Source organism: Streptococcus sp. 343_SSPC, assembly GCF_001072385.1.
Lineage (GTDB): Bacteria > Bacillota > Bacilli > Lactobacillales > Streptococcaceae > Streptococcus.
Genome location: NZ_JVKU01000010.1, coordinates 56,406 through 80,267 on the forward strand (window position 1 = coordinate 56,406; position 23,862 = coordinate 80,267).

At 43.0% G+C, this 23,862-nt stretch carries 22 protein-coding genes and 1 other RNA gene; 20 read left to right on the top strand and 3 right to left on the bottom strand.

Annotation, left to right across the window (positions count from 1 at the left end):
- The first annotated feature begins 115 nt into the window (after positions 1-115).
- From ADH27_RS01965 to pepC, 11 genes are all read left to right on the top strand, one after another.
- On the top strand, positions 116-1,459 hold the full coding sequence (locus tag ADH27_RS01965) for a DEAD/DEAH box helicase (RefSeq protein WP_048715260.1): 1,344 nt from the start codon (positions 116-118) through the stop codon (positions 1,457-1,459).
- A 224-nt stretch (positions 1,460-1,683) separates the two neighbouring features.
- Positions 1,684-2,490, top strand: coding sequence for an amino acid ABC transporter permease (locus ADH27_RS01970; protein ID WP_048715261.1), 807 nt, complete (start codon positions 1,684-1,686; stop codon positions 2,488-2,490).
- Positions 2,487-3,230: an amino acid ABC transporter ATP-binding protein gene (locus ADH27_RS01975; RefSeq protein ID WP_048715264.1), complete on the top strand. Its 744-nt coding sequence runs from the start codon at positions 2,487-2,489 to the stop codon at positions 3,228-3,230. The genes ADH27_RS01970 and ADH27_RS01975 overlap by 4 nt, the downstream gene beginning before the upstream one ends.
- Positions 3,231-3,426: 196 nt before the next feature.
- Entirely contained in the window at positions 3,427-3,654 is a 228-nt protein-coding gene (locus tag ADH27_RS01980; RefSeq protein WP_048715265.1) for a DUF4059 family protein, read from the top strand.
- Positions 3,655-3,712: 58 nt separating this feature from the next.
- The gene (gene trxB / locus ADH27_RS01985; RefSeq protein WP_048715267.1) at positions 3,713-4,627 is read left to right on the top strand and encodes a thioredoxin-disulfide reductase; all 915 of its coding nucleotides are present in this window, start codon (positions 3,713-3,715) and stop codon (positions 4,625-4,627) included.
- A gap of 199 nt (positions 4,628-4,826) precedes the next feature.
- Positions 4,827-6,284 carry a nicotinate phosphoribosyltransferase gene (locus tag ADH27_RS01990; protein ID WP_048715268.1) on the top strand — a complete coding sequence of 486 codons (1,458 nt, stop codon included), beginning with the start codon at positions 4,827-4,829 and terminating at the stop codon, positions 6,282-6,284.
- Entirely contained in the window at positions 6,281-7,105 is an 825-nt protein-coding gene (gene nadE / locus ADH27_RS01995) for an ammonia-dependent NAD(+) synthetase (RefSeq protein WP_048715271.1), read from the top strand. The genes ADH27_RS01990 and nadE overlap by 4 nt, the downstream gene beginning before the upstream one ends.
- Before the next feature lie 351 nt (positions 7,106-7,456).
- Positions 7,457-8,059: a hypothetical protein gene (locus tag ADH27_RS02000; RefSeq protein ID WP_048715272.1), complete on the top strand. Its 603-nt coding sequence runs from the start codon at positions 7,457-7,459 to the stop codon at positions 8,057-8,059.
- 141 nt (positions 8,060-8,200) lie between these two features.
- Positions 8,201-8,926, top strand: coding sequence for a PoNe immunity protein domain-containing protein (locus tag ADH27_RS02005; RefSeq protein WP_048715274.1), 726 nt, complete (start codon positions 8,201-8,203; stop codon positions 8,924-8,926).
- 96 nt (positions 8,927-9,022) lie between these two features.
- Positions 9,023-9,574, top strand: a complete 552-nt coding sequence (locus ADH27_RS02010; protein WP_048715276.1) for a GNAT family N-acetyltransferase — start codon at positions 9,023-9,025, stop codon at positions 9,572-9,574.
- A gap of 68 nt (positions 9,575-9,642) precedes the next feature.
- Positions 9,643-10,980 carry an aminopeptidase C gene (pepC, locus tag ADH27_RS02015; RefSeq protein ID WP_048715278.1) on the top strand — a complete coding sequence of 446 codons (1,338 nt, stop codon included), beginning with the start codon at positions 9,643-9,645 and terminating at the stop codon, positions 10,978-10,980.
- A gap of 60 nt (positions 10,981-11,040) precedes the next feature.
- Here pepC and pbp1a read toward each other — a convergent pair whose 3' ends face one another.
- Both pbp1a and recU read right to left on the bottom strand, forming a co-directional pair.
- Positions 11,041-13,158, bottom strand: a complete 2,118-nt coding sequence (gene pbp1a / locus ADH27_RS02020) for a penicillin-binding protein PBP1A (protein WP_048715280.1) — start codon at positions 13,156-13,158, stop codon at positions 11,041-11,043.
- Positions 13,159-13,752: a Holliday junction resolvase RecU gene (recU, locus tag ADH27_RS02025; RefSeq protein WP_048715281.1), complete on the bottom strand. Its 594-nt coding sequence runs from the start codon at positions 13,750-13,752 to the stop codon at positions 13,159-13,161. It lies immediately after the preceding gene.
- 66 nt (positions 13,753-13,818) lie between these two features.
- Between recU and ADH27_RS02030 the strand changes: the two genes are divergently transcribed.
- From ADH27_RS02030 to ADH27_RS02045, 5 genes are all read left to right on the top strand, one after another.
- Entirely contained in the window at positions 13,819-14,346 is a 528-nt protein-coding gene (locus ADH27_RS02030; protein ID WP_048715283.1) for a DUF1273 domain-containing protein, read from the top strand.
- Positions 14,347-14,415: 69 nt separating this feature from the next.
- A complete protein-coding gene (gpsB, locus tag ADH27_RS02035; protein WP_006597079.1) occupies positions 14,416-14,760 on the top strand; it encodes a cell division regulator GpsB in 345 nt (114 codons plus the stop codon).
- Between the two features lie 22 nt (positions 14,761-14,782).
- An RNA gene (gene rnpB, locus ADH27_RS09735) (RNase P RNA component class B) lies at positions 14,783-15,148 on the top strand.
- A 64-nt stretch (positions 15,149-15,212) separates the two neighbouring features.
- The gene (locus ADH27_RS02040) at positions 15,213-16,385 is read left to right on the top strand and encodes a THUMP domain-containing class I SAM-dependent RNA methyltransferase (RefSeq protein WP_048715286.1); all 1,173 of its coding nucleotides are present in this window, start codon (positions 15,213-15,215) and stop codon (positions 16,383-16,385) included.
- The gene (locus ADH27_RS02045) at positions 16,382-17,821 is read left to right on the top strand and encodes a cell division site-positioning protein MapZ family protein (RefSeq protein WP_048715287.1); all 1,440 of its coding nucleotides are present in this window, start codon (positions 16,382-16,384) and stop codon (positions 17,819-17,821) included. Before ADH27_RS02040 ends, ADH27_RS02045 begins: the two co-directional genes overlap by 4 nt.
- Before the next feature lie 43 nt (positions 17,822-17,864).
- On the opposite strand, the gene ADH27_RS02050 is transcribed toward ADH27_RS02045, so the two are convergent.
- Positions 17,865-18,347, bottom strand: a complete 483-nt coding sequence (locus ADH27_RS02050) for an S-ribosylhomocysteine lyase (RefSeq protein WP_006596848.1) — start codon at positions 18,345-18,347, stop codon at positions 17,865-17,867.
- Between the two features lie 270 nt (positions 18,348-18,617).
- Here ADH27_RS02050 and ADH27_RS02055 point away from each other — a divergent pair, with 270 nt between their 5' ends.
- The 4 genes from ADH27_RS02055 (at position 18,618) to ADH27_RS02070 (ending at position 23,859) form a co-directional block, all read left to right on the top strand.
- A complete protein-coding gene (locus ADH27_RS02055; protein ID WP_048715288.1) occupies positions 18,618-20,225 on the top strand; it encodes a ribonuclease Y in 1,608 nt (535 codons plus the stop codon).
- Positions 20,226-20,434: 209 nt separating this feature from the next.
- Entirely contained in the window at positions 20,435-21,064 is a 630-nt protein-coding gene (gene gmk / locus ADH27_RS02060; RefSeq protein WP_006596846.1) for a guanylate kinase, read from the top strand.
- Positions 21,065-21,091: 27 nt separating this feature from the next.
- Positions 21,092-21,406: a DNA-directed RNA polymerase subunit omega gene (gene rpoZ, locus ADH27_RS02065; protein ID WP_006596845.1), complete on the top strand. Its 315-nt coding sequence runs from the start codon at positions 21,092-21,094 to the stop codon at positions 21,404-21,406.
- A 62-nt stretch (positions 21,407-21,468) separates the two neighbouring features.
- On the top strand, positions 21,469-23,859 hold the full coding sequence (locus ADH27_RS02070) for a primosomal protein N' (RefSeq protein WP_048715290.1): 2,391 nt from the start codon (positions 21,469-21,471) through the stop codon (positions 23,857-23,859).
- Positions 23,860-23,862: the final 3 nt, after the last annotated feature.

A 23,862-nucleotide genomic window follows, 5' to 3' on the forward strand; every position in this document is an offset into this window, starting at 1 on the left:
AAAAGGTTGGGATTGCTATCTCAGCCTTTTTCGCTGGCTAAGAATTGGTGTCCAAAAGAAGAGCGGGAAGAGGAGTTTTTTGATATAATAGTGGAGATGATGAAAGGATAAGAGAATGAAATTTACAGATTTTAAGTTTAAGGACTATATCCAAGAGGCCTTAAAAGAAATTAATTTTATCGAAGCAACAGAAGTTCAAGAAAAGCTGATACCGATTGTTTTAGCAGGCCGTGATCTGGTCGGTGAATCTAAAACAGGATCAGGGAAGACCCATACTTTCCTCTTGCCAATTTTTCAAACCTTAAATGAGGAAAGTAGCCATGTCGAAGTGGTCATTACTGCGCCTAGTCGGGAATTGGCCACACAGATTTACCAAGCGGCTCGTCAGATTGCTAGCCACTGTGAAAAAGAAATTCGGATTGCCAACTACGTTGGAGGAACTGATAAGGCTCGCCAGATCGATAAGCTCCAAGTAGCCCAACCCCATATTGTCATTGGGACACCTGGACGGATCTATGATTTGGTCGCTTCTGGAGACTTGGCTATTCATAAGGCTCACACCTTTGTGGTTGATGAGGCGGATATGACTCTCGATATGGGCTTTTTGACGACGGTAGACAAGATTGCATCCAGTCTTCCCAAGAAGCTTCAGTTTTTAGTCTTCTCAGCAACGATTCCACAAAAGTTACAACCCTTCTTGAAGAAATATTTGTCTAACCCTGTCATGGAGCAGATCAAAACCAAAACGGTAATCTCGGACACCATTGATAACTGGTTGGTATCGACAAAGGGGCGCGACAAAAACGAGCAGATTTATCAACTGACGCAGGCTCTTCAACCTTATCTGGCTATGATCTTTGTAAATACCAAGGACAGAGCGGACGATCTGCATGCTTTTCTAGTAGAGAAGGGGCTCAAGGTCGCTAAAATCCATGGAGGGGTTCCTCCACGGGAGCGCAAGCGAATCATGAACCAAGTCAAAAACCTGGATTTTGAATATATCGTGGCGACGGACTTGGCAGCGCGTGGGATTGATATTGAAGGGGTCAGTCATGTCATCAACGATGCTATTCCACAAGACTTATCCTTCTTTGTTCACCGCGTTGGCCGGACTGGTCGGAATGGCCTTCCTGGTACAGCCATCACCCTCTATCAACCGAGTGATGACTCAGACATTCGGGAGCTTGAAAAATTGGGCATCCAGTTTGTTCCTAAGGTCTTGAAGGCTGGAGCTATCGAAGATACCTACGACCGGGATCGCCGGGCTAATCGTGAAAAACGCCAAGAAAAACTCGACATTGAGATGATCGGCTTGGTCAAGAAGAAGAAGAAAAAAATCAAACCAGGCTACAAGAAAAAAATCAAATGGGCTGTGGACGAGAAACGTCGCAAAGCCAAGCGAGCTGAGAATCGTGCTCGTGGTCGGGCAGAAAGAAAGGCAAAACGCCAAACCTTTTAGTGATAAAGAAATTTAAAGATTTCCATAAAAATTAACTATTTGGTCGCTGATTTATTTTGTGATAGACTATCTATAGATAGTCTATTTTTTTGCTCTTAGGGGAGATGCTTGCTTGTTATCACATCAGACCTGAAGCATGATTTACGAACGATCAGTAGCAAAACTCAGCATTTTAACTGTAAATATGATAGAATGATTCATTATCGAGGGAGGAAGTAACGAAGATGTTTACAACTACTTATCTGGCATCTGGCTGGTACGAAGAGTTTTTAAAATGGATACCAGAAGGAGAAATCTTTAACCTACGCGTCGTTTTTGAAGCTATTCCAGGAATTTTAAAAGAGCTTCCAAATACGATTTTGTTAACCTTGGCAGGAGCCTTTTTTGGTTTATTGCTAGCTCTATTATTTGCCATTGTCAAAATCAATCGGGTAAAAATCCTCTACCCGATTCAAGCCTTGTTTGTGAGTTTTTTAAGAGGGACACCAATTTTGGTCCAGTTGATGCTGACCTACTATGGAATCCCGCTCCTATTGAAGGCCATTAACCAACAATATGGAACAACCTTTAATATCAACGATGTGCCAGCCCATTTATTTGTCATTGTGGCCTTTGCCTTCAATGAGGCAGCCTATGCCAGTGAGACCATTCGGGCAGCGATTCTATCTGTTGATGCGGGTGAAATCGAAGCAGCGAAGAGTCTCGGGATGACCAATGCTCAAGTTTATCGTCGGATTATTATTCCAAATGCAGCCGTGGTTGCGACTCCGACCTTGATCAACTCTTTGATTGGTTTGACCAAGGGGACTTCTCTGGCCTTTTATGCTGGAGTGTTGGAAATCTTTGCCCAAGCCAAGATTATGTCGGGGAATGATAGTCGCTACTTCGAGCGCTTTATCTCTGTTTCATTGATCTATTGGGCCATTAATATTTTGATTGAACAATTGGGACGTTGGATCGAACAGGTACTCGCTATCAAAGATCCAAAAGTTGTTACCCAAACCTTGCAAGAGGAGGAACGAGCAGCATGATTCGGATTTCACAATTATCAAAATCTTTTTCCGGTCAAGTGGTCCTAGACCATCTCGATTTGGAAGTTCAAAAAGGGGAAGTTGTTGCCTTGATCGGTTCTTCTGGAGCTGGGAAATCAACCTTCTTGAGAAGCTTGAACTATCTGGAAGCTCCGGATAGTGGCAGCATTGATATCAATGGGGAGAAGGTGGACTTTGAAACCATCAGTAAGGACGAGATCCTGACCCTTCGAAGAAAGCTAGCTATGGTCTTTCAACAGTTTAATCTTTTCAGCCGCAAGACTGCTTTGGACAATGTCAAGGAAGGACTAATCGTCGTCAAAGGCTTATCCGACCAGGAAGCGACCAAGATTGCCAAAGAAGAACTCGCAAAAGTCGGTCTGTCGGACCGCGAAACCCATTACCCTCGTCATTTGTCAGGAGGGCAGAAGCAACGGGTAGCCTTGGCGCGGGCCCTAGCCATGAAGCCAGAAGTCCTCTTATTGGATGAGCCAACTTCAGCCCTCGATCCGGAATTGGTCGGAGAGGTAGAAAAAGCCATTGCAGCAGCAGCTCAGGCAGGTCAAACCATGATTCTAGTCAGTCATGATATGAGCTTTGTTTCCCAGGTGGCAGATAAGGTCTTGTTCCTCGACAAGGGGAAAATTATTGAATCTGGGACACCAGAAGAGATTATGAAAGCTCCTAAAGAAGAGCGGACAAAAGAATTCTTTGCTAGTTACAAACGAACATTTGTTTGATATAATATATAAGAGGTCGAGTCTGGAACGCGATGTTTCAGACTCGGATTTTTCTTTGAGTAGGTGCCTCAGGAGAAAATGATTATTAGTAGTCCATTTTTTCCACATAATAAGGTGTTTCAAGTTTATCCAATGGTGAACGAAACGAATCGGCATCTCGTCCCCTCATTCCAATCTTGGATACTAAGGAGATCTTATGTTAAAGCAATTGCTATCTCTCTATATCGAGAGCCTAATCATCACTTCAATTGGGGTGTTGGTTGCTTCAGCTATTTGGATAGGCTTGCGAGCAGCTCGTAAGACGGATAAAACAGCTAAGGAACGCCAGTTACACCTCTATGATATTTTATTAATTGATATTATGACAATTCCAGTTCTTACCTTTGCAGTCATTGGAGTTCTGTTTATTCTTCGAGCAAGATAATTGCAAAATGGTTCAATTGGAGTTAGAATCAAGATAGTTACAACTAAAGGAGAAGCTTATGTATGATACACTGATTATCGGTGCAGGACCTGCGGGTATGACTGCAGCCCTGTATGCAGCCCGCAGCAATCTAAAAGTTGCCTTGTTAGAAGCTGGAATTCCTGGCGGACAGATGAATAATACATCCGATATCGAGAATTACCCAGGCTATGCCAATATCAGTGGACCTGAATTGGCTGAAAAGATGTTCGAGCCACTAGAAGCCCTAGGTGTGGAACACTTGTTCGGTAGAGCTGAAAACATTGTGGATCAAGGAAGCTACAAGGAAATTACGACAGATGATGGCCTCTTGCAAGCCAAGACCGTTATTATTGCGACTGGTTCTAACCATCGCTTATTGGGAGTTCCGGGTGAAGAAGAATTAAATAGTCGTGGGGTTTCTTATTGCGCTGTCTGTGATGGTGCCTTCTTCCGTGATGAAGACCTCATGGTTGTTGGTGGAGGAGACTCTGCGGTTGAAGAGGCAATCTTCCTGACTCAGTTTGCTAAGTCTGTTACCATTGTTCATCGCCGCGATGCCCTACGTGCCCAAAAAGTTCTTCAAGACCGAGCTTTTGCCAATGAAAAGATTCACTTTGCTTGGAATACAGTGGTCGAAGAGATCAAAGGGGAAAACCGTGTGACCAGTCTGGTCTTAAAAGATGTTCAAACAGGTGAGGTTCGCGAGCAAACAGCTAGGGGTGTCTTTATCTATGTGGGCTTGGATCCTGTCAGTGACTTTGCCAAAGACCTCGGTATTCTAGACGATCAAGGTTGGGTGATCACTGATGATCACATGAAGACCTCCGTGCCGGGTGTCTTTGCGGTTGGAGATGTCCGCCAAAAAGATCTTCGTCAGGTCACCACAGCTGTTGGGGATGGCGCTGTCGCCGGTCAAGAAGCTTATAAATATATTACTGAACACGAAGAATAAGAGAGAAGAAAGGGATGTTCGTCTGATGGAAAGAGGCGAAGATCCCTTCTTTTTTACGATAAAAAATGAGGCTTAACCCGGATTAAACTCATGTGGTCCTGCTTAAAATGTGCTATAATGTGTTTAAAATTATTTTGGACTGTGCCAGTTGACAGAGCGTGACTGGTGCCATGACGTAAAAAAAGAAGAGGGATCAAACATGTACCCAGATGATAGTTTAACTCTCCATACTGATTTGTATCAAATCAATATGATGCAGGTTTACTTTGAGCAAGGCATCCACAATAAAAAGGCGGTCTTCGAAGCCTATTTCCGCCAGCAACCTTTTAAAAATGGCTATGCCGTCTTTGCAGGTCTTGAGCGCATTGTCAACTATTTGAAGAATCTACGTTTTTCAGAGTCGGATATTGCCTACTTAGAATCCTTAGGCTACGAAGGAGCCTTCCTGGATTACTTGAAAAATTTCAAAATGGAATTGACCGTTCGTTCTGCCAAAGAAGGGGACCTGGTCTTTGCCAATGAGCCGATTGTCCAAGTAGAAGGACCGCTTGCCCAGTGTCAGTTGGTTGAAACGGCCCTCCTCAATATTGTCAATTTCCAAACCTTGATTGCCACAAAAGCCGCTCGGATCAAGTCTGTGATCGAAGATGAACCTTTGATGGAGTTCGGAACTCGTAGAGCACAAGAAATGGATGCGGCTATCTGGGGAACCCGTGCAGCCGTTATTGGAGGCGCTAGCGGGACCAGTAACGTACGTGCAGGAAAACTATTTGACATCCCTGTCCTTGGGACCCATGCCCATGCCTTGGTGCAGGTCTATGGCGATGATTATAAAGCCTTCAAGGCCTATGCAGAGACCCATCGCAACTGTGTCTTCCTAGTGGATACCTATGATACGTTACGCATCGGAGTTCCAGCTGCGATTCAGGTGGCGCGTGAGATGGGCGATCGTATCAACTTCCTAGGAGTGCGGATTGACTCTGGAGATATTGCCTACATCTCGAAAAAGGTTCGCCAACAGTTGGATGAAGCTGGTTTCACAGAAGCGAAGATCTATGCTTCAAATGATTTGGATGAAAACACCATCCTCAACTTGAAGATGCAAAAGGCTAAGATTGATGTCTGGGGTGTCGGAACCAAGTTGATCACAGCCTATGACCAACCAGCCCTCGGAGCAGTCTATAAGATTGTTGCTATCGAAGACGAAAATAGTCAAATGCGAAATACCATCAAGCTGTCTAACAATGCTGAAAAAGTTTCAACCCCAGGGAAGAAGCAAGTTTGGCGCATTACCAGTCGGGAAAAAGGTAAATCAGAAGGGGATTACATCACTTACGATGGAGTGGATGTCAATGAACTGACAGAAATCAAAATGTTCCATCCGACCTATACCTATATCAAGAAGACAGTTCGTGATTTTGATGCCATCCCGCTCTTGGTCGATATTTTCAAAGATGGTGAACAAGTCTACGAATTGCCAACCTTGATGGATATCCAAGCCTATGCTCGGAAGGAATTTGACAAGCTCTGGGACGAATACAAACGTGTCCTCAATCCACAACATTACCCAGTGGACTTGGCCAAGGATGTATGGCAAGATAAGATGGACCTCATCGATCAGATGCGTCAGAAAGCCTTGGGAGGTGAAGAAGAATGAGCCTACAAGAAGACATTATTGCCCAATTAGGGGTCAAGCCAGTCATTGATCCTCAAGAAGAGATTCGCCGGTCGATTGATTTTTTGAAGGATTACCTGCAAAAACATCCTTTTCTAAAGACCTTTGTCTTAGGAATTTCAGGAGGTCAGGACTCGACCCTAGCGGGTCGCCTGGCTCAATTAGCCATGGAGGAAATGCGGGCAGAGACTGGAGATGCCAGTTATCAGTTTGTTGCAGTCCGCTTGCCCTACGGTGTCCAAGCGGATGAAGCAGATGCCCAAAAGGCCTTGGCCTTCATCCAGCCAGACGTCAGCCTGGTCGTGAACATCAAGGAATCGGTCGATGCTATGGAGCGTGCTGTCGAAGCGACAGGAACGGATGTCTCAGACTTTAACAAGGGCAATATCAAGGCACGGAGCCGGATGATTGCTCAGTATGCCTTGGCAGGTGCCTATAGTGGAGCCGTCATTGGGACAGACCATGCAGCCGAAAACATCACTGGATTCTTTACCAAGTTTGGAGATGGCGGAGCCGATATTCTGCCTCTCTACCGCCTTAACAAGCGCCAAGGCAAGCAGTTGCTTCAGGCACTGGGAGCTGATCCAGCCTTGTATGAGAAGGTACCGATTGCGGATTTGGAAGAGGAAAAGCCAGGTATCGCTGACGAAGTAGCTCTTGGGGTGACCTATGCAGAAATTGATGACTACCTAGAAGGGAAATCAGTTAGCCCGGAATCCCAAGCAACCATTGAAAACTGGTGGCACAAAGGCCAACACAAACGTCATCTACCGATTACGGTATTTGACACCTTCTGGCGTTGATAGGTAAGAAAAGTCGACAGATAAAGTGACCAGACAGGTCAAAAAACAAGCCTAGAGAAGATCGAGTGGGTCTTCTCTTTTTTCTTTACTCTTATTTCAAAAGCTAGCAGAGGGATTGTCTAGCTATGAGAGAGGATTAGAATAACGCTAGTTAGTAGATAGTTTGATATCGAGGAATAAATCCTGTATGATAAGAGTAATGATTTTTGTTGTTTAGGAATGGAATAAAAGGAGTGAGTCTAAGAGGATGCTCCTATAAAAATATGAGACTGGAGTTAATTTGCTATTAGCATCACTAGAAGACCTAGAGTTGTTGTTAAGCCAGTCTTTTTGAAGAAATGAGGTAAAGGGATGTCAAAAGAAAAATATCTTCAACTAAAAAAAGAATTGAAGATTCGATTTATGCTGAATATACTGATTGCTTTAATAGCTACTGTGTTTTATATCCAGATGGTAGTCAACCATTCTCGCTATATGGTCTATGTACTGATTAGCATTGGTGCTCTTTCTCTGATGAATCAGTTTCTTATTTTACCTGTTTACAATGCGAAAAAAGAGGCGGAGCTTGAACACCCTGAGTGGAAGACTTTACCAACAAAGGGAGTAGAAATTCCTCAGGAAGAAGCTGGGAAACGGAATATGATCGCCCTTTTAGCTCTGGCTCTTGTAGTTGTTGGATTTCATTTCTTTTACCATCCTATCTTAAAAATGGATACGGAATCAAATCTTATCGAAGATAGCAGAGATGTTGAATCAGTTTTAGAGCATCGAACAGAAGAGCCTGAAGAATACGAATCCTCTTCAGGGGTTGAGAAAGAAGAGGAGGGTAGTCGAGATGACCAGGAAAATGGTGGGTCTAATGAAGGTTCTACGGAGTCAAGCCTAGATATCGATAAGGCGCATGATTTTGCCGAAAAAGCTCAGCAGGAAAATTGGTTAAGAGGCGGAGAATAACCATTTGATCAAAGAGGTGTCTGCGAAGATAGCTACAGAAGCCATGATTCTAAATTCTGTCCCAGAAGAAGTGACAATTTGAAGGGGATGCATGATTCGTTAATAGAGTAAACCAGGTGGCATTTGGCTATAAGAGGATATATGATGAAAAGAGATACTATTTTTATTGAAGAAAAAATTAATGAACTAATTCAAATTAATAAATCATCCATAGATGAGTGGACTGAAGAATTGGAAAAATTAAAGCAAGGTGTCAATCCATACAAGCGCCCGATAGAAAAAGTTATCAGATCAATACAGCTTGATAACTCTGTTTGCCAAAAAGAAAATATGATAGCCACCTACACTGCAGGATATTCTATTGAGAGATTCAAAGAAGAGTACCTTAAATATGTCGATAGCCTTCTCCCTATTTGGTATAGTAATTCAGGATATGATGCAATGCTCTGGGCTCTTTCCATTGGTATTATGTTAGAGGTTGATGAAACGACTTTTGATAAATTGGTAGATTTGGTCAAAAAAGACGATCCAGAGGATTATTTGATTGATTACCTCATAAAATCTCGTCATCCAGAGTGGAAGATTCGAATAAACTATAATTTCCCAAGACCTTATGGCTTTACCCGAAAGATTATTGAGCAAGAAAATTCTGAAAAAGCTGTGTCTCTCCTAAAAGAATACTTGACTAAAAAATGGTATCAAGGATGTAGAGAGGAAGGTTGGTATGACCTGCATAAAGAGAATATTGATAATTATTATGGCTATTGGTCTTTTGAATCAGGTGCTATTTGCAAGCTCAAGGGATTGGATTACAAGGAATTAGAAGGACTTCCGTATTTCCCCTATGATTTGGTTGCGGAAAAATAGCTGTGAGATGAATTCAAAGTTTGATATCTTCTGGCGTTGATAGGAAAGAAAAGTCGGTTGAGCCAACTTTTTTAAAACAGGATAGGAGGAAAGAGGATGAGAAAATTGGGTACTATTGAATTGGGGACCAAGCGTTTATTACTAAGACGCTTTGTTGTAGAGGATGCAAAGGCAATGTTTGAAAATTGGGCGTCTGATACAGATAATCTTAAATATGTGACTTGGGATTCCCATCCAAATCCTCAACTGACTCGAGCTTCAATTGAGAGATGGCTCCTTCATTACCAAGAGGAAAACACCTACAAATGGGCGATTTGCAAGAAAGATGATCCCGCACAAGTGATAGGTGATATCAGTGTCGTTTCTCAGGATCCACAAAAAGAACTGTGTGAAGTCGGCTATATTCTAGGGAAGAACTTCTGGGGTCAAGGTCTGATGACAGAAGCCCTCCAGGCTGTTTTACACTTTTTGTTGGTAGAGGTGAAATTCAAGGAAGTTCAAGCCAAGTATGTCAGTTTGAACCCTGCTTCGGGAAGGGTTATGGAAAAAGCTGGGATGCAATATCTAGCTACTCTCCCAAATGCTGTCGCTAGAAAAGGCTATGTCGGAGATCAAATAATCTACACTATCCATTCTTCTGAGCTTTAAAACAATTTTTACTTGAAGATTTTGGTCAATGGTCTATAATGGTAAGTAGCTTTACAAAGGAGAATCTTATGTCAGAATTAACAAAAGAGTTTACAGATCAACTCTATGCGAATTACCAAGCAAATGTGAAATTTGCGGCTCTCGAAAATGCCATCACCCACAATGGGATTCATGCGGCTTTAGAGACACGCAAAAGTGCAGTTGAAAATACGCCCGTCTTTTCTCTCGATTTGACCAAGGATAAGGTGACGGACCAGAAAGCTTCTGGTCGTTGCTGGATGTTTGCGGCTCTGAATACCTTCCGTCATAAAATGATTGCCAGCTTCCAATTAGAGGATTTTGAGTTGTCTCAAGCTCATACCTTCTTCTGGGACAAGTACGAAAAATCCAACTGGTTCTTGGAACAAATCATTGCGACAGCGGACCAGGACTTGACCAGCCGCAAGGTGGCCTTCCTCCTTCAAACCCCTCAACAAGATGGTGGTCAATGGGATATGGTCGTTTCCCTTTTTGAAAAATATGGGGTCGTACCCAAGTCTGTCTATCCAGAATCTATCTCATCTAGCAATAGCCGGGAGCTCAATACTTACTTAAACAAATTGTTGCGTCAAGATGCGCAGATCCTGCGCGAATTGCTTGCGACTGGAGCAAATCAAGCAACGGTTCAAAGCAAGAAAGAAGAGCTCCTCCAAGAAATCTTTAATTTCTTAGCTATGTCACTGGGCTTGCCCCCTCGTACATTTAGTTTCTCTTATCGCGATAAGGACAATCACTTCCACACAGAGTCTGGCTTGACACCTCAAAGTTTTTACAAAAAATATGTGGATCTTCAGTTGGAGGACTACGTTTCTGTTATCAATGCGCCAACGGCAGACAAGCCTTATGGCCAGTCCTACACAGTTGAGATGCTGGGGAATGTGGTCGGTAGCCGGGAAGTCCGCTACCTCAACGTTCCGATGGAGCGCTTGAAAGAATTGGCCATTGCCCAAATGAAAGCTGGGGAAACTGTTTGGTTTGGATCGGATGTCGGCCAAGTTAGCAACCGGAAAGCTGGAATCCTTGCGACAGATGTCTACGATTTTGAAGCGGGAATGGATATCCAGCTGACTCAAGATAAGGCAGGGCGTTTGGATTATGCGGAAAGTCTCATGACCCATGCCATGGTCTTGACTGGTGTGGATCTGGACGAAGCTGGACGCTCTCTCAAATGGAAGGTTGAGAATTCTTGGGGAGATAAAGTCGGAACAGATGGCTACTTTGTAGCTTCTGACGCCTGGATGGACGAATACACCTACCAAATCGTCATCCGCAAGGAACTGTTGACAACGGAAGAATTGGCTGCTTATGAGGCAGAACCGATTGTCCTAGCTCCTTGGGATCCGATGGGGGCCTTGGCTTCTAAATAATATATATAAAAAACACGATTGTTTAGAACAATCGTGTTTTATTAATATAGTGTGGTCTAATTAGTGATTATGCTCATTCTCTTTAGAAGATGATTCTGTGTGTTCAGAATTCTCTTCTGAGCTAGATGAACTTGAGCTTTCTTCTGTTGATTCGCTCGTTTCTTCAACTGTATAGCTTGGCTCATAATAGTAGTAATTGTAGTTGTTCTTACCATTATTGAGATAGAGGTAGGAACCGCTACGGTATACGCCACTTGGTTGGGTCCAGTCTTCGCTACCTGATCCGTATTGCTCATACAAATACAGCATCATTTGTTTGTAGACATCCGTCGCGACTTTGATTCCATCATCAAGGACTGGAGTCAAGCGATTGGTATATCCTGTCCATACAGCCATAGAATATTGCGTGGTGTAACCCACAAACAATTCATCAGGTGTCACAATGCTTGAGTAATTGTAGTCTTTGGTCAGTTTTTTTAATTCGTTGTCGGCATAGTTAGAGGTACCTGTTTTACCAGCGTGATAAAGACCAGAGATATTTGCATTGTATCCTGTACCAGCTGTGATAACTGATTTCAACATATCTGTCATCATGTAAGCTGTGGCTTCTTTCATCACTCGCGTTCCAGAGGTATCAAAGTTCTTCGTTGTACCATCGCTAAAGACAACCCGATTCACATATTGTGGCTTGTAATAGGTACCGCCATTTGCGAAGGTTGCATAAGCAGCGGCCATTTTCTCACTACTAGCCCCGTATTTGTTGCTAGAGTCGCTGGTATTACTTGAGATGGCATTTGCATATACCATTTCTGGATAATCGATTCCGATGCTGCTTAAGAATTTCTGAGCCTTCTTCAAACCAACTTTTTCAAGGGCCCGGACCGCAGGAACGTTACGGGATTGTTGGAGAGCATAGACCATGCTGATATTGCCATAGTATTGTCTATCCCAGTTATAAATCTGCGTATTTGTACCAGGGAAGTTGTAAGGTGTATCAGGAATGGTTACTCCAGTGGAGCTATATTCTTCATGTTCAATCGCGGGAGCATAGTCTGAGATAGGTTTCATTGTAGAACCCCAATCTCGGTTTGTTTCGACAGCTTGGTTGGTACCGAAGGATACATTAGATGATTGATGACGGGATCCCAACTGAGCAATGACTTTTCCGTTTGTCACGTCGATGATAGTAGAAGCAACTTGCAACTCATTATCTGGATAATTGACATATTCGTCAGAGTTGTAAATATCCCACAGACGTTTTTGAGCTGCGGTATCGACGTTGGTGTAGACATCCATACCAGTTGTCAAGACATTGTAGCCTGTCTCTTCTTCGACTTGTTGGATGACTTCTTTAAGGTAGTTATCCATATAAGCAGGATAGTTGCTTGAGCCTGTCAGACTTTGTAAGCCATCTGTAACAGGTGTATTGACGGCACTTTCGTACTGTTCGTTTGTAATGGACTTCATGTCCAACATTTCTTTGAGAACAAGATTACGGCGTTGGAGTGCAGCTTCCGGATTGGTATAAGGGTCGTATTGGTTGGGGGCTTGAGGCATCCCGGCTAATAGGGCCACTTGTGGCAGAGAAAGGTCCTTCAAGTCTTTTGCATAGTAGCTACGAGCAGCTGTTTGCATTCCGTAGTTTCCGTTAGACATGTAGACTTTGTTGATGTAGTAGGTCAAAATCTCTTGTTTAGTGGCTTTTTGTTCTAATTGTGTCGCAAGCCAAGCTTCTTGGATTTTCCGAGATAGGGTTTGGTCGGACGAAGAAGTAGAGAAGTAAGTGAGCTTGATCAATTGCTGTGTAAGAGTAGATCCCCCTTGGCGCCCTCCTCGGAGGTTACTGAAGAAGGCTCCTCCAATACGAATAAAGTCGACCCCTCTGTGGTTGAAAAAACGGTGGTCTTCAATCGCCACAATCGCATTGACCAAGTCGGTTGGGATTTCATTTGTTTTTACGTTGATTCGTTTTTCAGCACCCAAGTCGGCAATCAGATTGTTTTGATTGTCATAGATTTTACTGGAAGTCGTTGCGATGAGGTCTTTCTCAGAAAGAGTCGGTGCTTTTGAGGCATAGTATCCAAATACCAATCCACCCAGAATAAGTAAAAGGAAAAATAAGGAAATAGCCGCAATCGCTGCGTATTTTAACCACTGGATAACTGTTTGTTTGTTCATTTAATTACCGCCTAGTAGATTCTGTTCGATAATATCGAGATAAGGGATGCTTGGAAGGCAATCTGTCTCGATACGATAACCATTTTCCTGTATATAGGTCAATGGCATAGATTTACTGCCGTGATCGATGTTGTAAAAGTCTATTAAGGAAGGAGCGGGCAGTAGATAAGTCTCATTGAGCTTTGCAAAATGCAAGAGCACAAAACAAATTCCTCCCTGTTGGACGACCGCAGCCATGTGATCAATCTGGTGCTGATGAAAGTTCTTCATCGGCATGGATTGTTTCTGCTGGGTCTCTTTTGCTTCAAAATCAATGTAGTGTCCTTTATAAACACCAGAATAGTCTGTGGTAGACGCCTGGCGAAAATAAGCTTCCACAATCTTTGCCCGACTGCGATGAGGATAGTCCACCTTTACAATCTGGATGGGTGTCGGCTTTTTATGAATCACCGCTAGCCCTCTAGAAAGGTAGTACTGATTGCTCTCATTAATCATTTTTTCAAATGTCATCCCCCGATTGGCAAAGTTTACACTTTGCTTCCTCTGGATAGGCGAAGAAGATTTCTTGCTAAGTTTGTGAGGATAGTTGACCATAATTCTCCTTATTGGTACAATTACATCACTCTATTATATCACAAAATGAAGAAGGGAGGGGAAATAATGAATAGTTTACTGATTACAGGATACAAGGCATTTGAATTGGGAATTCTGACAGCAAAGGACCCTAGACTTCCCACTATTAAAGAGGCGATTCGCAGGGATTTAGTCCGTTTTTTGGAAGAGGGCGTCAAGTGGCTGATTTTTACGGGTAATCTAGGTTTTGAAGCCTGGGCCTTGGAGGTTGCCCAGGAATTAAAAAAAGAATACGAGATACAGTTGGCCACGATTTTTATGTTTGAAAACCAAGGGGAGAACTGGAATGAGGCCAATCAAGAACTCCTTAGTCGCTTTAAGCAGGTTGATTTTGTCAAGTATGCCTATCCCTCTTATAGCCAGCCAGGCCAATTTAAAGAATACAATACTTTTTTGTTAGAAAATACAGATGGTGCTTATTTATTTTACGATCCAGAACACGAAACAAATCTCAAATATCTTTACAAAATGATGCTAGAAATGGATCAGTATCATGTCAAAAGATTAAACTTTGATGACTTAAATGAAGTAGCGGAAAAAATTTACGAAAAATAAGTGATTTACCTTGATTTTTGCTCCTCATTTTTTATATAATGATTATGATTAACTAGAACGGAGAGAATGATGGCAAGTATTATTTTTACTGCGAAAGATATTTTTGATCAAGATTTCAAAAAAGAAGTTCGTGGATTTAGTAAAGTTGAGGTAAATGAGTTTTTGGATGATGTCATCAAAGACTATGAAACCTATGCTGCCTTAGTGAAGGAATTGAAAGAAGAAAATGCTCGGCTCCGTGAAGAATTAGCGAAGAAAACGAGTCAAGCAACTCCGAGTCCATCAGTTCCTGAATCTGCTCCAAAGCATGAGTTTCCTCAGGTCACTACTACGACAAACTTCGATATTTTGAAACGCTTAAATCGTCTTGAAAAAGAAGTCTTCGGGAAACAAGTCGTAGATCGTGATTTTTAAGACATAAAAGATGAATCGTGCAATTTTTGGATAATCGCGTGAGAGCTTTCTCTCATGAGGAAAGTCCATGCTAGCACAGGCTGTGATGCCTGTAGTGTTTGTGCTAGGTGAATCCATAAGCCTAGGGACTTGATCTTCAAGTTACGGCGAGCGAACGGGCTAAGTCTTAGGATAAGTTCTATTAGCTCTGAAAGTGCCACAGTGACGTAGTTTTTAGGGAAACCTAAAAAGTGGAACGCGGTAAACCCCTCAAGCTAGCAACCCAAACTTTGGTCGGGGCATGGGATGCATGGAAACGAACATAGCATTCTGACTGGAAACAGTAGACAGATGATTATCGAAGGAAATGGTACCTAGTCATTTCTGGAACAAAACATGGCTTATAGAAAATTGCATATAGGTGGTGAGGGGGAGAGAAATCTCAACCTCCTTTTTTAAACAATGAGGAACAAATGAAAAAACAATTTGAATTAATTGCGACAGTTGCTGCTGGATTAGAAGCAGTGGTTGGGCGTGAATTACGAGAGCTCGGCTACGATTGCCAAGTGGAAAATGGACGAGTCCGTTTCAAAGGCGATGTTCGTGCAATCATCGAAACCAATCTTTGGTTGCGGGCTGCAGACCGAATCAAGATCGTCGTAGGATCCTTTCCTGCCCGTACCTTTGAAGAACTCTTTCAAGGAGTTTTTGCCTTGGATTGGGACCAATACCTCCCTTTAGGAGCACGTTTCCCCATCTCCAAAGCAAAATGTGTCAAATCCAAACTGCATAACGAACCGAGTGTACAAGCGATTTCAAAAAAGGCTGTTGTTAAAAAGTTGCAAAAACACTATGCCCGCCCGGAAGGCGTTCCATTGATTGAAAATGGACCAGAATTTAAAATTGAAGTTTCCATTTTGAAGGACCAAGCGACTATTCTAATTGATACCACTGGTAGCAGCCTTTTCAAACGTGGTTATCGGACGGAAAAAGGGGGCGCACCCATTAAGGAAAATATGGCGGCAGCCATTCTTCAACTTTCCAATTGGTATCCAGATAAGCCTTTGGTTGATCCGACTTGTGGATCAGGGACCTTCTGTATCGAAGCAGCGATGATGGCTCGCCAGATAGCGCCAGGCTTGAGACGGACCTTCTCATTTGAAGAGTGGAATTGGGTGGATGATCGACTGATTCAAGAAGTTCGCACAGAGGCTAGTAAAAAAATCAATCGGGACCTTGTCCTAGACATCATGGGAACCGATATCGATGCGCGGATGGTTGAGATTGCCAAAGAAAATGCTCAAAAAGCTGGAGTTGCGAGCGATATCACCTTTAAGCAAATGCGGGTGCAAGATTTGCGCTCGGAGAAGATCAATGGGGTCATTATCTCCAATCCACCGTATGGTGAACGCTTATCCGATGATGCAGGAGTTACAAAATTGTACGCTGAAATGGGAGAGGTCTTTGAACCCTTGAAGACTTGGAGCAAATTTATCCTGACCAGCGATGAAAATTTTGAGAAGAAATTTGGGCGACAAGCAGATAAAAAACGAAAATTATATAACGGAACCTTAAAGGTTGACTTGTATCAGTTCTTTGGGGAACGAGTACGTCGACAAGCGACTAGTGAGAAAGGAAACATATGACAAAAGAAGATAAACAGCAGTTGGGCCAAGAGGCAGAGTCAGTTCTTGATTTTAAGGACGCCAAAGAGATGACGATTGGCCAAGCGAACCGCAAAGCTGAAGAAATCGAAGCAGGGGTCAAAGAAACAGACAATGTCCTCGATAAATACATCAAACAGCACCGTGAGGAAATCGAAGCTCATAAGTTTGATACCATCGTCATGCAAAAGGAAATGTTGGCTGAGGCAGAGGCTGCAACCACTGTGGAAGAAGTGGAGGCAATTCCAAACGAAGAGCCAGTGAAAGAAGCAACACCGGCTGAAGCAGATCAAAAAGAGGGTGCATCAACTCGCATTCCAGATCCAATTCCTGGGGAACGCCCTGCAAAAATTAAGTTTGGTCCAGAGCCAACAGAACCATATGTGGATGAAGAAATTGAGATTCCTGAAGAACCGAAAAAAAGCCGGGTCAAACCAATTTTGTTTTCAGTTTTAGCTCTGACAGCAGTTGCTACGGCTAGTTGGTTGTCTTATCAATGGATCCGTAACCAGTCTAAAGGGGAAACGACAGTCGTCTCTTCTACTAGCTCATCTAGCAAGAAGTCCTCTAGTTCTTCTTCCTCAACGAGCACGAATACAGAGGCTTTGCTGAAGGATTTTAACGATCAGTATGCAGCTTTCTTTACAGATGACACGCAGACGAAGTTGAAAAATGATTCTTTTGGTAATTTGGAAAAACTAAAAGCCAGTTTAGATAAATTGAAAGACACCAAGGAATACGATGCAGCCAAAAGTAAATACGATGAATTGGTGAAGCAGGTTTCTGCTATTCAAACAGTAAACTCTCAGTTTACCAGCCCAGTTATTAAGGATGGGGCCATCGATACCAAGGCGCAGGTAAAGAGTGATGCAGTCTTTTCAGATGTGTCAACATCTAATACACAATTGAACCAATTATTGAAGGATGCAGCTTCTCAAGGACGCTCGCAACAAGTTGCGACTCCAGCACCCGTGACAGATGGTGGTGGCAGTGCTACAGGTGGAAATGCAGTTTCTTCAGGAACGGTAACCAGTCCTGCTCCTACCCCAGCCCCAGCTACTGAAGGCAACACGACAGGCGGAGTGAACCCAGGCTATTCTGGCTTTGGTCTTCAAAGTACTGGTGTGCCACTTCAACGAAACTTGAGCCGGGTGCCATACAACCAAGCAGCGCTTGACGATGTAAACAATCCTGCATGGACCTTTAACCCTGGTATTTTGGAGAAAGTTCTGAAGATTGCTCGGGAACGTGGTCATATCGTTGGAGATCAATACATCTTGGAACGCGTGAATATCATCAACGGCAATGGTTATTACAACCTCTTTAAGCCAGATGGAACTTATTTGTTTAGTATCAATGCTAAAACAGGCTACTTTGTCGGTAACGGAAAAGGCCATTCCGATGCATTGGATTATTAAGAATTAAAAAAGACTTCTCTATGAAAGAGAAGTCTTTTGTTTTTTATACGATATGGCGTGTGAATGGATCGTCAGAAATACCTTGTTCAAGTATCAATTTGCACCACTCTTTGGCAGAAAAGAGGCTGTGATCTTTATAGTTTCCGCAAGATTCAATCGTCGTTCCTGGGACGTCCTCCCAGCTAGTCGCTTCAGCAATTTCCTCTAGGGAGGATTTAATGACTTGTGCAATGGTTTTTGGATCGTGCTGTCCCCACATAATCATATGAAATCCAGTACGACACCCAAATGGGGAACAATCGATCATACCATCAATGCGTTTACGGATCAACATAGCTAATAGATGCTCAATTGTATGTAAACCAGCAGTCGGGATAGAGTCTTCATTTGGTTGAACCAAGCGGATATCGTAGTTTGAGATGACATCTCCTTTTGGTCCAGTTTCCTCTCCGATTAGGCGGACGTAAGGGGCTTTTACAGCAGTGTGGTCTAATTCAAAACTTTCCACAATAACTTCTTTCGTCATGTATCTTCCTCAATTTCTTTTTTCTTGATTATAGCACAATTGTCAGTGGATGAAAACATAAGAGAAGAGAGAGGCAAGTAGCCGTTGAAATAAGATTCAGAAGCTTGTTTTTAGGGTGTTTTCCCGTTAGAATCAAGGGAAAGAAGCATTAGAATAATAGCAGAAATAGATTAGTTTTCGCTTGAAAATTTGTTTGTTAATTTTGTAAAAATATGATAAAATAATAAAGAATTTTTTAATTCAACTATTCATTAGATTAGGGGTAAAAACATGGAATTTGGAATTGCAATTGTTTTTGCCGCAATCATTGGTTTAGTCATTGGATATGTAGGGATCTCAGTCAAGATGAAAGCATCGAAAGAGGCTGCAGAACTTACTCTTTTAAATGCTGAACAAGAAGCAACGAATTTACGTGGACAGGCAGAGCGCGAAGCTGATTTGATTTTGAAAGAAGCTAAGCACGAGTCTAGTTCACTTAAAAAAGAAGCACTTTTGGAGGCAAAGGAAGAAGCCAGAAAATATCGAGAAGAAGTCGATGCTGAGTTTAAATCAGAGCGTCAAGAATTAAAACAATTAGAAACTCGCTTAGCGGAACGTTCGAATAATCTTGATCGCAAAGATGACAATCTTACGAGCAAAGAGCAAGCTCTTGAACAAAAAGAGCAAAGTCTTTCAGATAGAACTAAACACATTGATGCGCGTGAAGAACAATTACATGAGCTAGAAAAGAAGAAGGAAGAAGAATTAGAAAAAATTGCTTCTCTGACTCAATCGGAAGCACGTGATATTATCTTAACGCAAACAGAAGAACGACTTTCCAAAGAGATTGCGACTCGAATTCGAGAAGCAGAAGTGGAAGTGAAAGAACGTTCAGATAAAGTTGCAAAAGATATCCTGGTTCAAGCCATGCAACGGATGGCCGGGGATTTTGTGGCAGAACAGACCAACTCAACGGTTCATTTACCAGATGATGGAATGAAGGGCCGGATTATTGGTCGCGAAGGTCGAAATATCCGAACCTTCGAAAGCTTGACAGGTGTGGATGTGATTATTGATGACACTCCAGAAGTAGTCACCCTGTCTGCATTTGATCCGATTCGTCGGGAAATCGCACGAATGACCATGGAAAGTCTCTTGAAAGATGGTCGCATCCATCCAGCTCGGATTGAAGAGTTGGTAGAGAAGAACCGTTTGGAAATTGACCAACGGATTCGTGAATATGGTGAAGCAGCAGCCTATGAAATTGGCGCACCAAATCTACATCCTGATTTGATGAAGATTATGGGACGCTTGCAATTCAGAACTTCTTATGGACAGAACGTCTTGCGTCACTCCATTGAGGTTGCTAAGTTATCTGGTATTATTGCTAGTGAGCTTGGTGAAAATGCTACCTTGGCTCGTCGAGCTGGTTTCCTTCATGATATTGGTAAAGCCATCGACCGTGAGGTAGAAGGTAGCCACGTAGAAATTGGTACTGAATTAGCTCGTAAATACAAAGAGCATCCAGTTGTTGTCAATACGATTGCTAGTCACCATGGTGATGTTGAACCAGAAAGTGTCATCGCAGTCATTGTTGCAGCAGCTGATGCCTTGAGTGCAGCGCGTCCAGGTGCCCGGAGCGAGTCTCTTGAAAGCTACATCAAACGCCTGCAAGATCTTGAGGAAATTGCAAATGGCTTTGAGGGAGTTAAGACCAGCTTTGCCTTGCAAGCAGGTCGTGAAATTCGAATTATGGTCAGCCCTGAAGAAGTCAAGGATGATAAGTTGACCATCTTGGCTCATGATATCCGTGAGAAGATTGAGTCCAACTTGGAGTACCCTGGTAACATCAAGGTAACCGTTATTCGTGAATTACGTGCCATTGATTATGCAAAATAGAGCTTGTTAAAAGCCATATATAAAAAGATAGTCAGCGAAGGTGGAACAACCTTGGTTGGCTATTTTTTTGAGTCGTGTTAAAAATGGGATAGCACAGATGAAATGGTTCATTGGCAGAGAAGTGATTAGGGCCTTGCCTCTAGGAAAAATCTGTTGAAAAATCTTTCTATTTTTGTTACACTAGATAGAAAGACAGCGAAGGAGACAAAATGGCGGATCGAGGATTATTAATCGTTTTCTCAGGGCCCTCAGGTGTTGGGAAAGGAACGGTTAGACGTGAGATTTTTGAAAGCTCAGATAATCAGTTTCAATACTCAGTATCGATGACAACACGTGCACAACGTCCAGGTGAAGTGGACGGAGTAGATTATTTCTTCCGGACACGTGAAGAATTTGAGGAATTGATTCGTCAAGGTCAAATGCTCGAATATGCTGAATATGTTGGCAATTACTATGGGACTCCCTTGACCTATGTGAACGAAACCCTCGATAAAGGGATTGATGTTTTCCTTGAAATCGAGGTGCAAGGGGCTTTGCAGGTCAAGAAAAAGGTACCAGATGCCGTCTTCATTTTCTTAACTCCTCCAGATTTGGATGAATTGCAAGACCGTTTGGTTGGACGCGGCACAGATAGTGCGGAAGTCATTGCCCAGCGGATTGAAAAAGCAAAAGAAGAAATTGCCCTCATGCGGGAGTATGACTATGCCATTGTCAACGATCAAGTACCTTTGGCTGCAGAACGTGTTAAACGTGTGATTGAGGCAGAACATTTCCGTGTTGATCGGGTCATTGGTCACTACCAAGAAATGCTTCCCAAAGCCACTCAAGTGGTACGATAATTAGAATAGGAATTAGGTAAAAAGATTATGATGTTAAAACCATCTATTGACACATTGTTGGATAAAGTACCGTCAAAATACTCTTTGGTTATTCTTGAAGCCAAACGAGCTCATGAGTTAGAGAGTGGTGCAACTCCTACTCAAGAATTTCAATCAGTAAAATCTACCTTGCGTGCCTTGGAAGAGATTGAATCAGGAAATGTGGTGATTCACCCAGATCCAGAAGCTAAGCGTGAAGCGGTTCGTCGTCGAATCGAAGCAGAACGCTTGCGTAAAGAAGAAGAAGAGCGTAAAATTAAAGAACAAATCGCGAAAGAAAAAGAAGATGGTGAAAAAATTTAAGGTTGGGTTCGCTCAATCTTATTTTTTGCTATTTAGCGCTAGGACAGGAAGGAGGTGGAAGCATGCTAGCACAAGTCATCGTTGATGTTCCCTTGATGCAAACAGACAAGCCCTATAGCTACCAGGTACCAGAAGAGTTTTCTCCTTTCTTGGAAAAAGGAATGCGGGTGCATGTTCCCTTTGGAAAGGGAAATCGGCTCATTCAAGGGATTGTGGTTGGCCTTGAAGAGACCACTCTAGCAGTTAAAGATCAAGAATTGAAAAATATCGTGGAGGTCTTAGACTACCAACCAGTTCTAGGAGAGGAGCAATTTTGGCTGGCAGATCAGTTGCGAAAGACGGTTTTTGCCTACAAGATCACCCTCTTGAAAGCCATGCTACCGAGTGTTTTAAATTCTTCCTATGACAAAATTCTCCATCCGACAGAATTGTTATCGCCAGAGGATCGAGAAGACATTTTTGGAACAGCGACCAGCTTGGCCTTTTCTTCTTTGGATATTGATGCACAAGCACGAATGATGCGACTGACTCGTAAAGGAGAGTTGGAAGTAGAATACCAAGCAGTGGATCGTAAACATATCAAAACAGAAAAATGGTATCGAGTAAATCAACCCCTACTTGAAAATTTGGAAATCGCTAAGAATGCTAAAAAGCGCTTGGCCTTGCGAGACTTTGTCCAAGGTCAGGAAGAAGAAGCACCTTTGAGTGATTTATTGGCGGAATTCTCTCGTCCAGTGGTGAACTATTTCATCGATCAGGGTGCCTTGCTTATTTTTGAAAAAGAAGTCAATCGTGCGGCTGCCTACTTTAAAGACAAAGAGTCGACAGAGGCCTTGGTTTTAAATGCTGAACAAGAACGAGCCGTTCAAGCGGTAACCAGCAAAATTGGGCAACCTTCCAAACCCTTCTTGCTAGAAGGGGTGACAGGAAGTGGAAAGACGGAAGTTTACCTCCAAATCATCCAAGAGGTGCTGGATAAGGGGAAAACAGCTATTATGTTGGTTCCTGAAATTTCCTTGACGCCTCAAGTGACGGATCGCTTCATTTCTCGCTTTGGGGATCGGGTGGCCATCCTTCATTCAGGTCTATCCAATGGTGAAAAATACGATGAGTGGAGACGTGTTGAACGTGGAGAAGCTCAAGTGGTCGTAGGAGCGCGGTCTGCTATCTTTGCACCTCTGAAGAACCTAGGGGCTATCATTATCGATGAAGAACATGAGGCTACCTATAAACAAGATAGCAATCCTCGCTACCATGCGCGTGAAGTGGCCTTGCTACGAGCTCAGTTTCACCAGGCTGTTTTGGTCTTGGGGTCGGCGACACCTAGTCTAGAAACACGAGCCCGTGCAGGAAAAGGAGTCTATGAATTTCTTCAATTGACCCAACGAGCCAATCCTCTTGCCCGTATTCCAGAGGTGGAAGTGATTGATTTCAGGGATTATATTGGCCAGCAAGAATCCGGAACCTATACACCTAAGTTGCTAGAAGCGATAGCAGAACGTCTGCAACGAAAAGAGCAAGTCGTCCTTATGCTCAATCGCCGGGGTTATTCCAGCTTTGTTATGTGTCGGGAGTGCGGTCATGTAGATACCTGTCCGAATTGTGATATCTCCTTGACCCTTCACATGGATACCAAGACGATGGATTGCCATTATTGTAATTACCACAAGGCCATCCCAACAGTCTGCCCTAATTGCCAAAGTCGATCGATTCGTTATTACGGGACGGGGACCCAGAAGGCCTACGATGAGCTACAAGAAATTTTCCCCGAGGCTCGTATTCTGCGGATGGACGTTGATACTACTCGGAAAAAAGGGAGTCACGAGACCTTGTTGGACCAGTTTGGCCAAGGACAAGCCGATATTTTACTGGGGACCCAGATGATCGCCAAAGGTTTGGATTTCCCTAATGTAACGCTAGTCGGTGTCCTCAATGCTGATACAGCTCTAAATTTGCCTGATTTTCGCTCGTCAGAGCGGACTTTCCAACTGTTAACCCAGGTGGCAGGGCGGGCTGGTCGTGCGGATAAAGAAGGACAGGTTCTGATCCAGACCTATAATCCTCATCATTATGCCATTGAATATGCGAAACGTCAAGATTATGAAGGGTTTTATGCCTATGAAATGAAGGTGCGTCATCAGTTGGGTTATCCACCTTATTATTACACGGTAGGTTTGACCCTCTCTCACAAACAAGAAGAGGTCGTGGTTAAAAAAGCTTATCAGGTGATGGATCTGTTGAAAGCAGGTCTGTCCGATCAGGTCCAAATCTTGGGACCAACGCCAAAACCGATTGCTCGCACGCATAATTTATTCCATTACCAGATTCTGTTGAAGTACCGGTTTGAAGACCACTTACCACAGGTTTTAAATCAGATTTTGGACTATACTCAAGAGCGGGAAAATCAAGATCTTCGAGTCAGCATTGACAATGAACCGCAAAGTTTTATGTAGAAG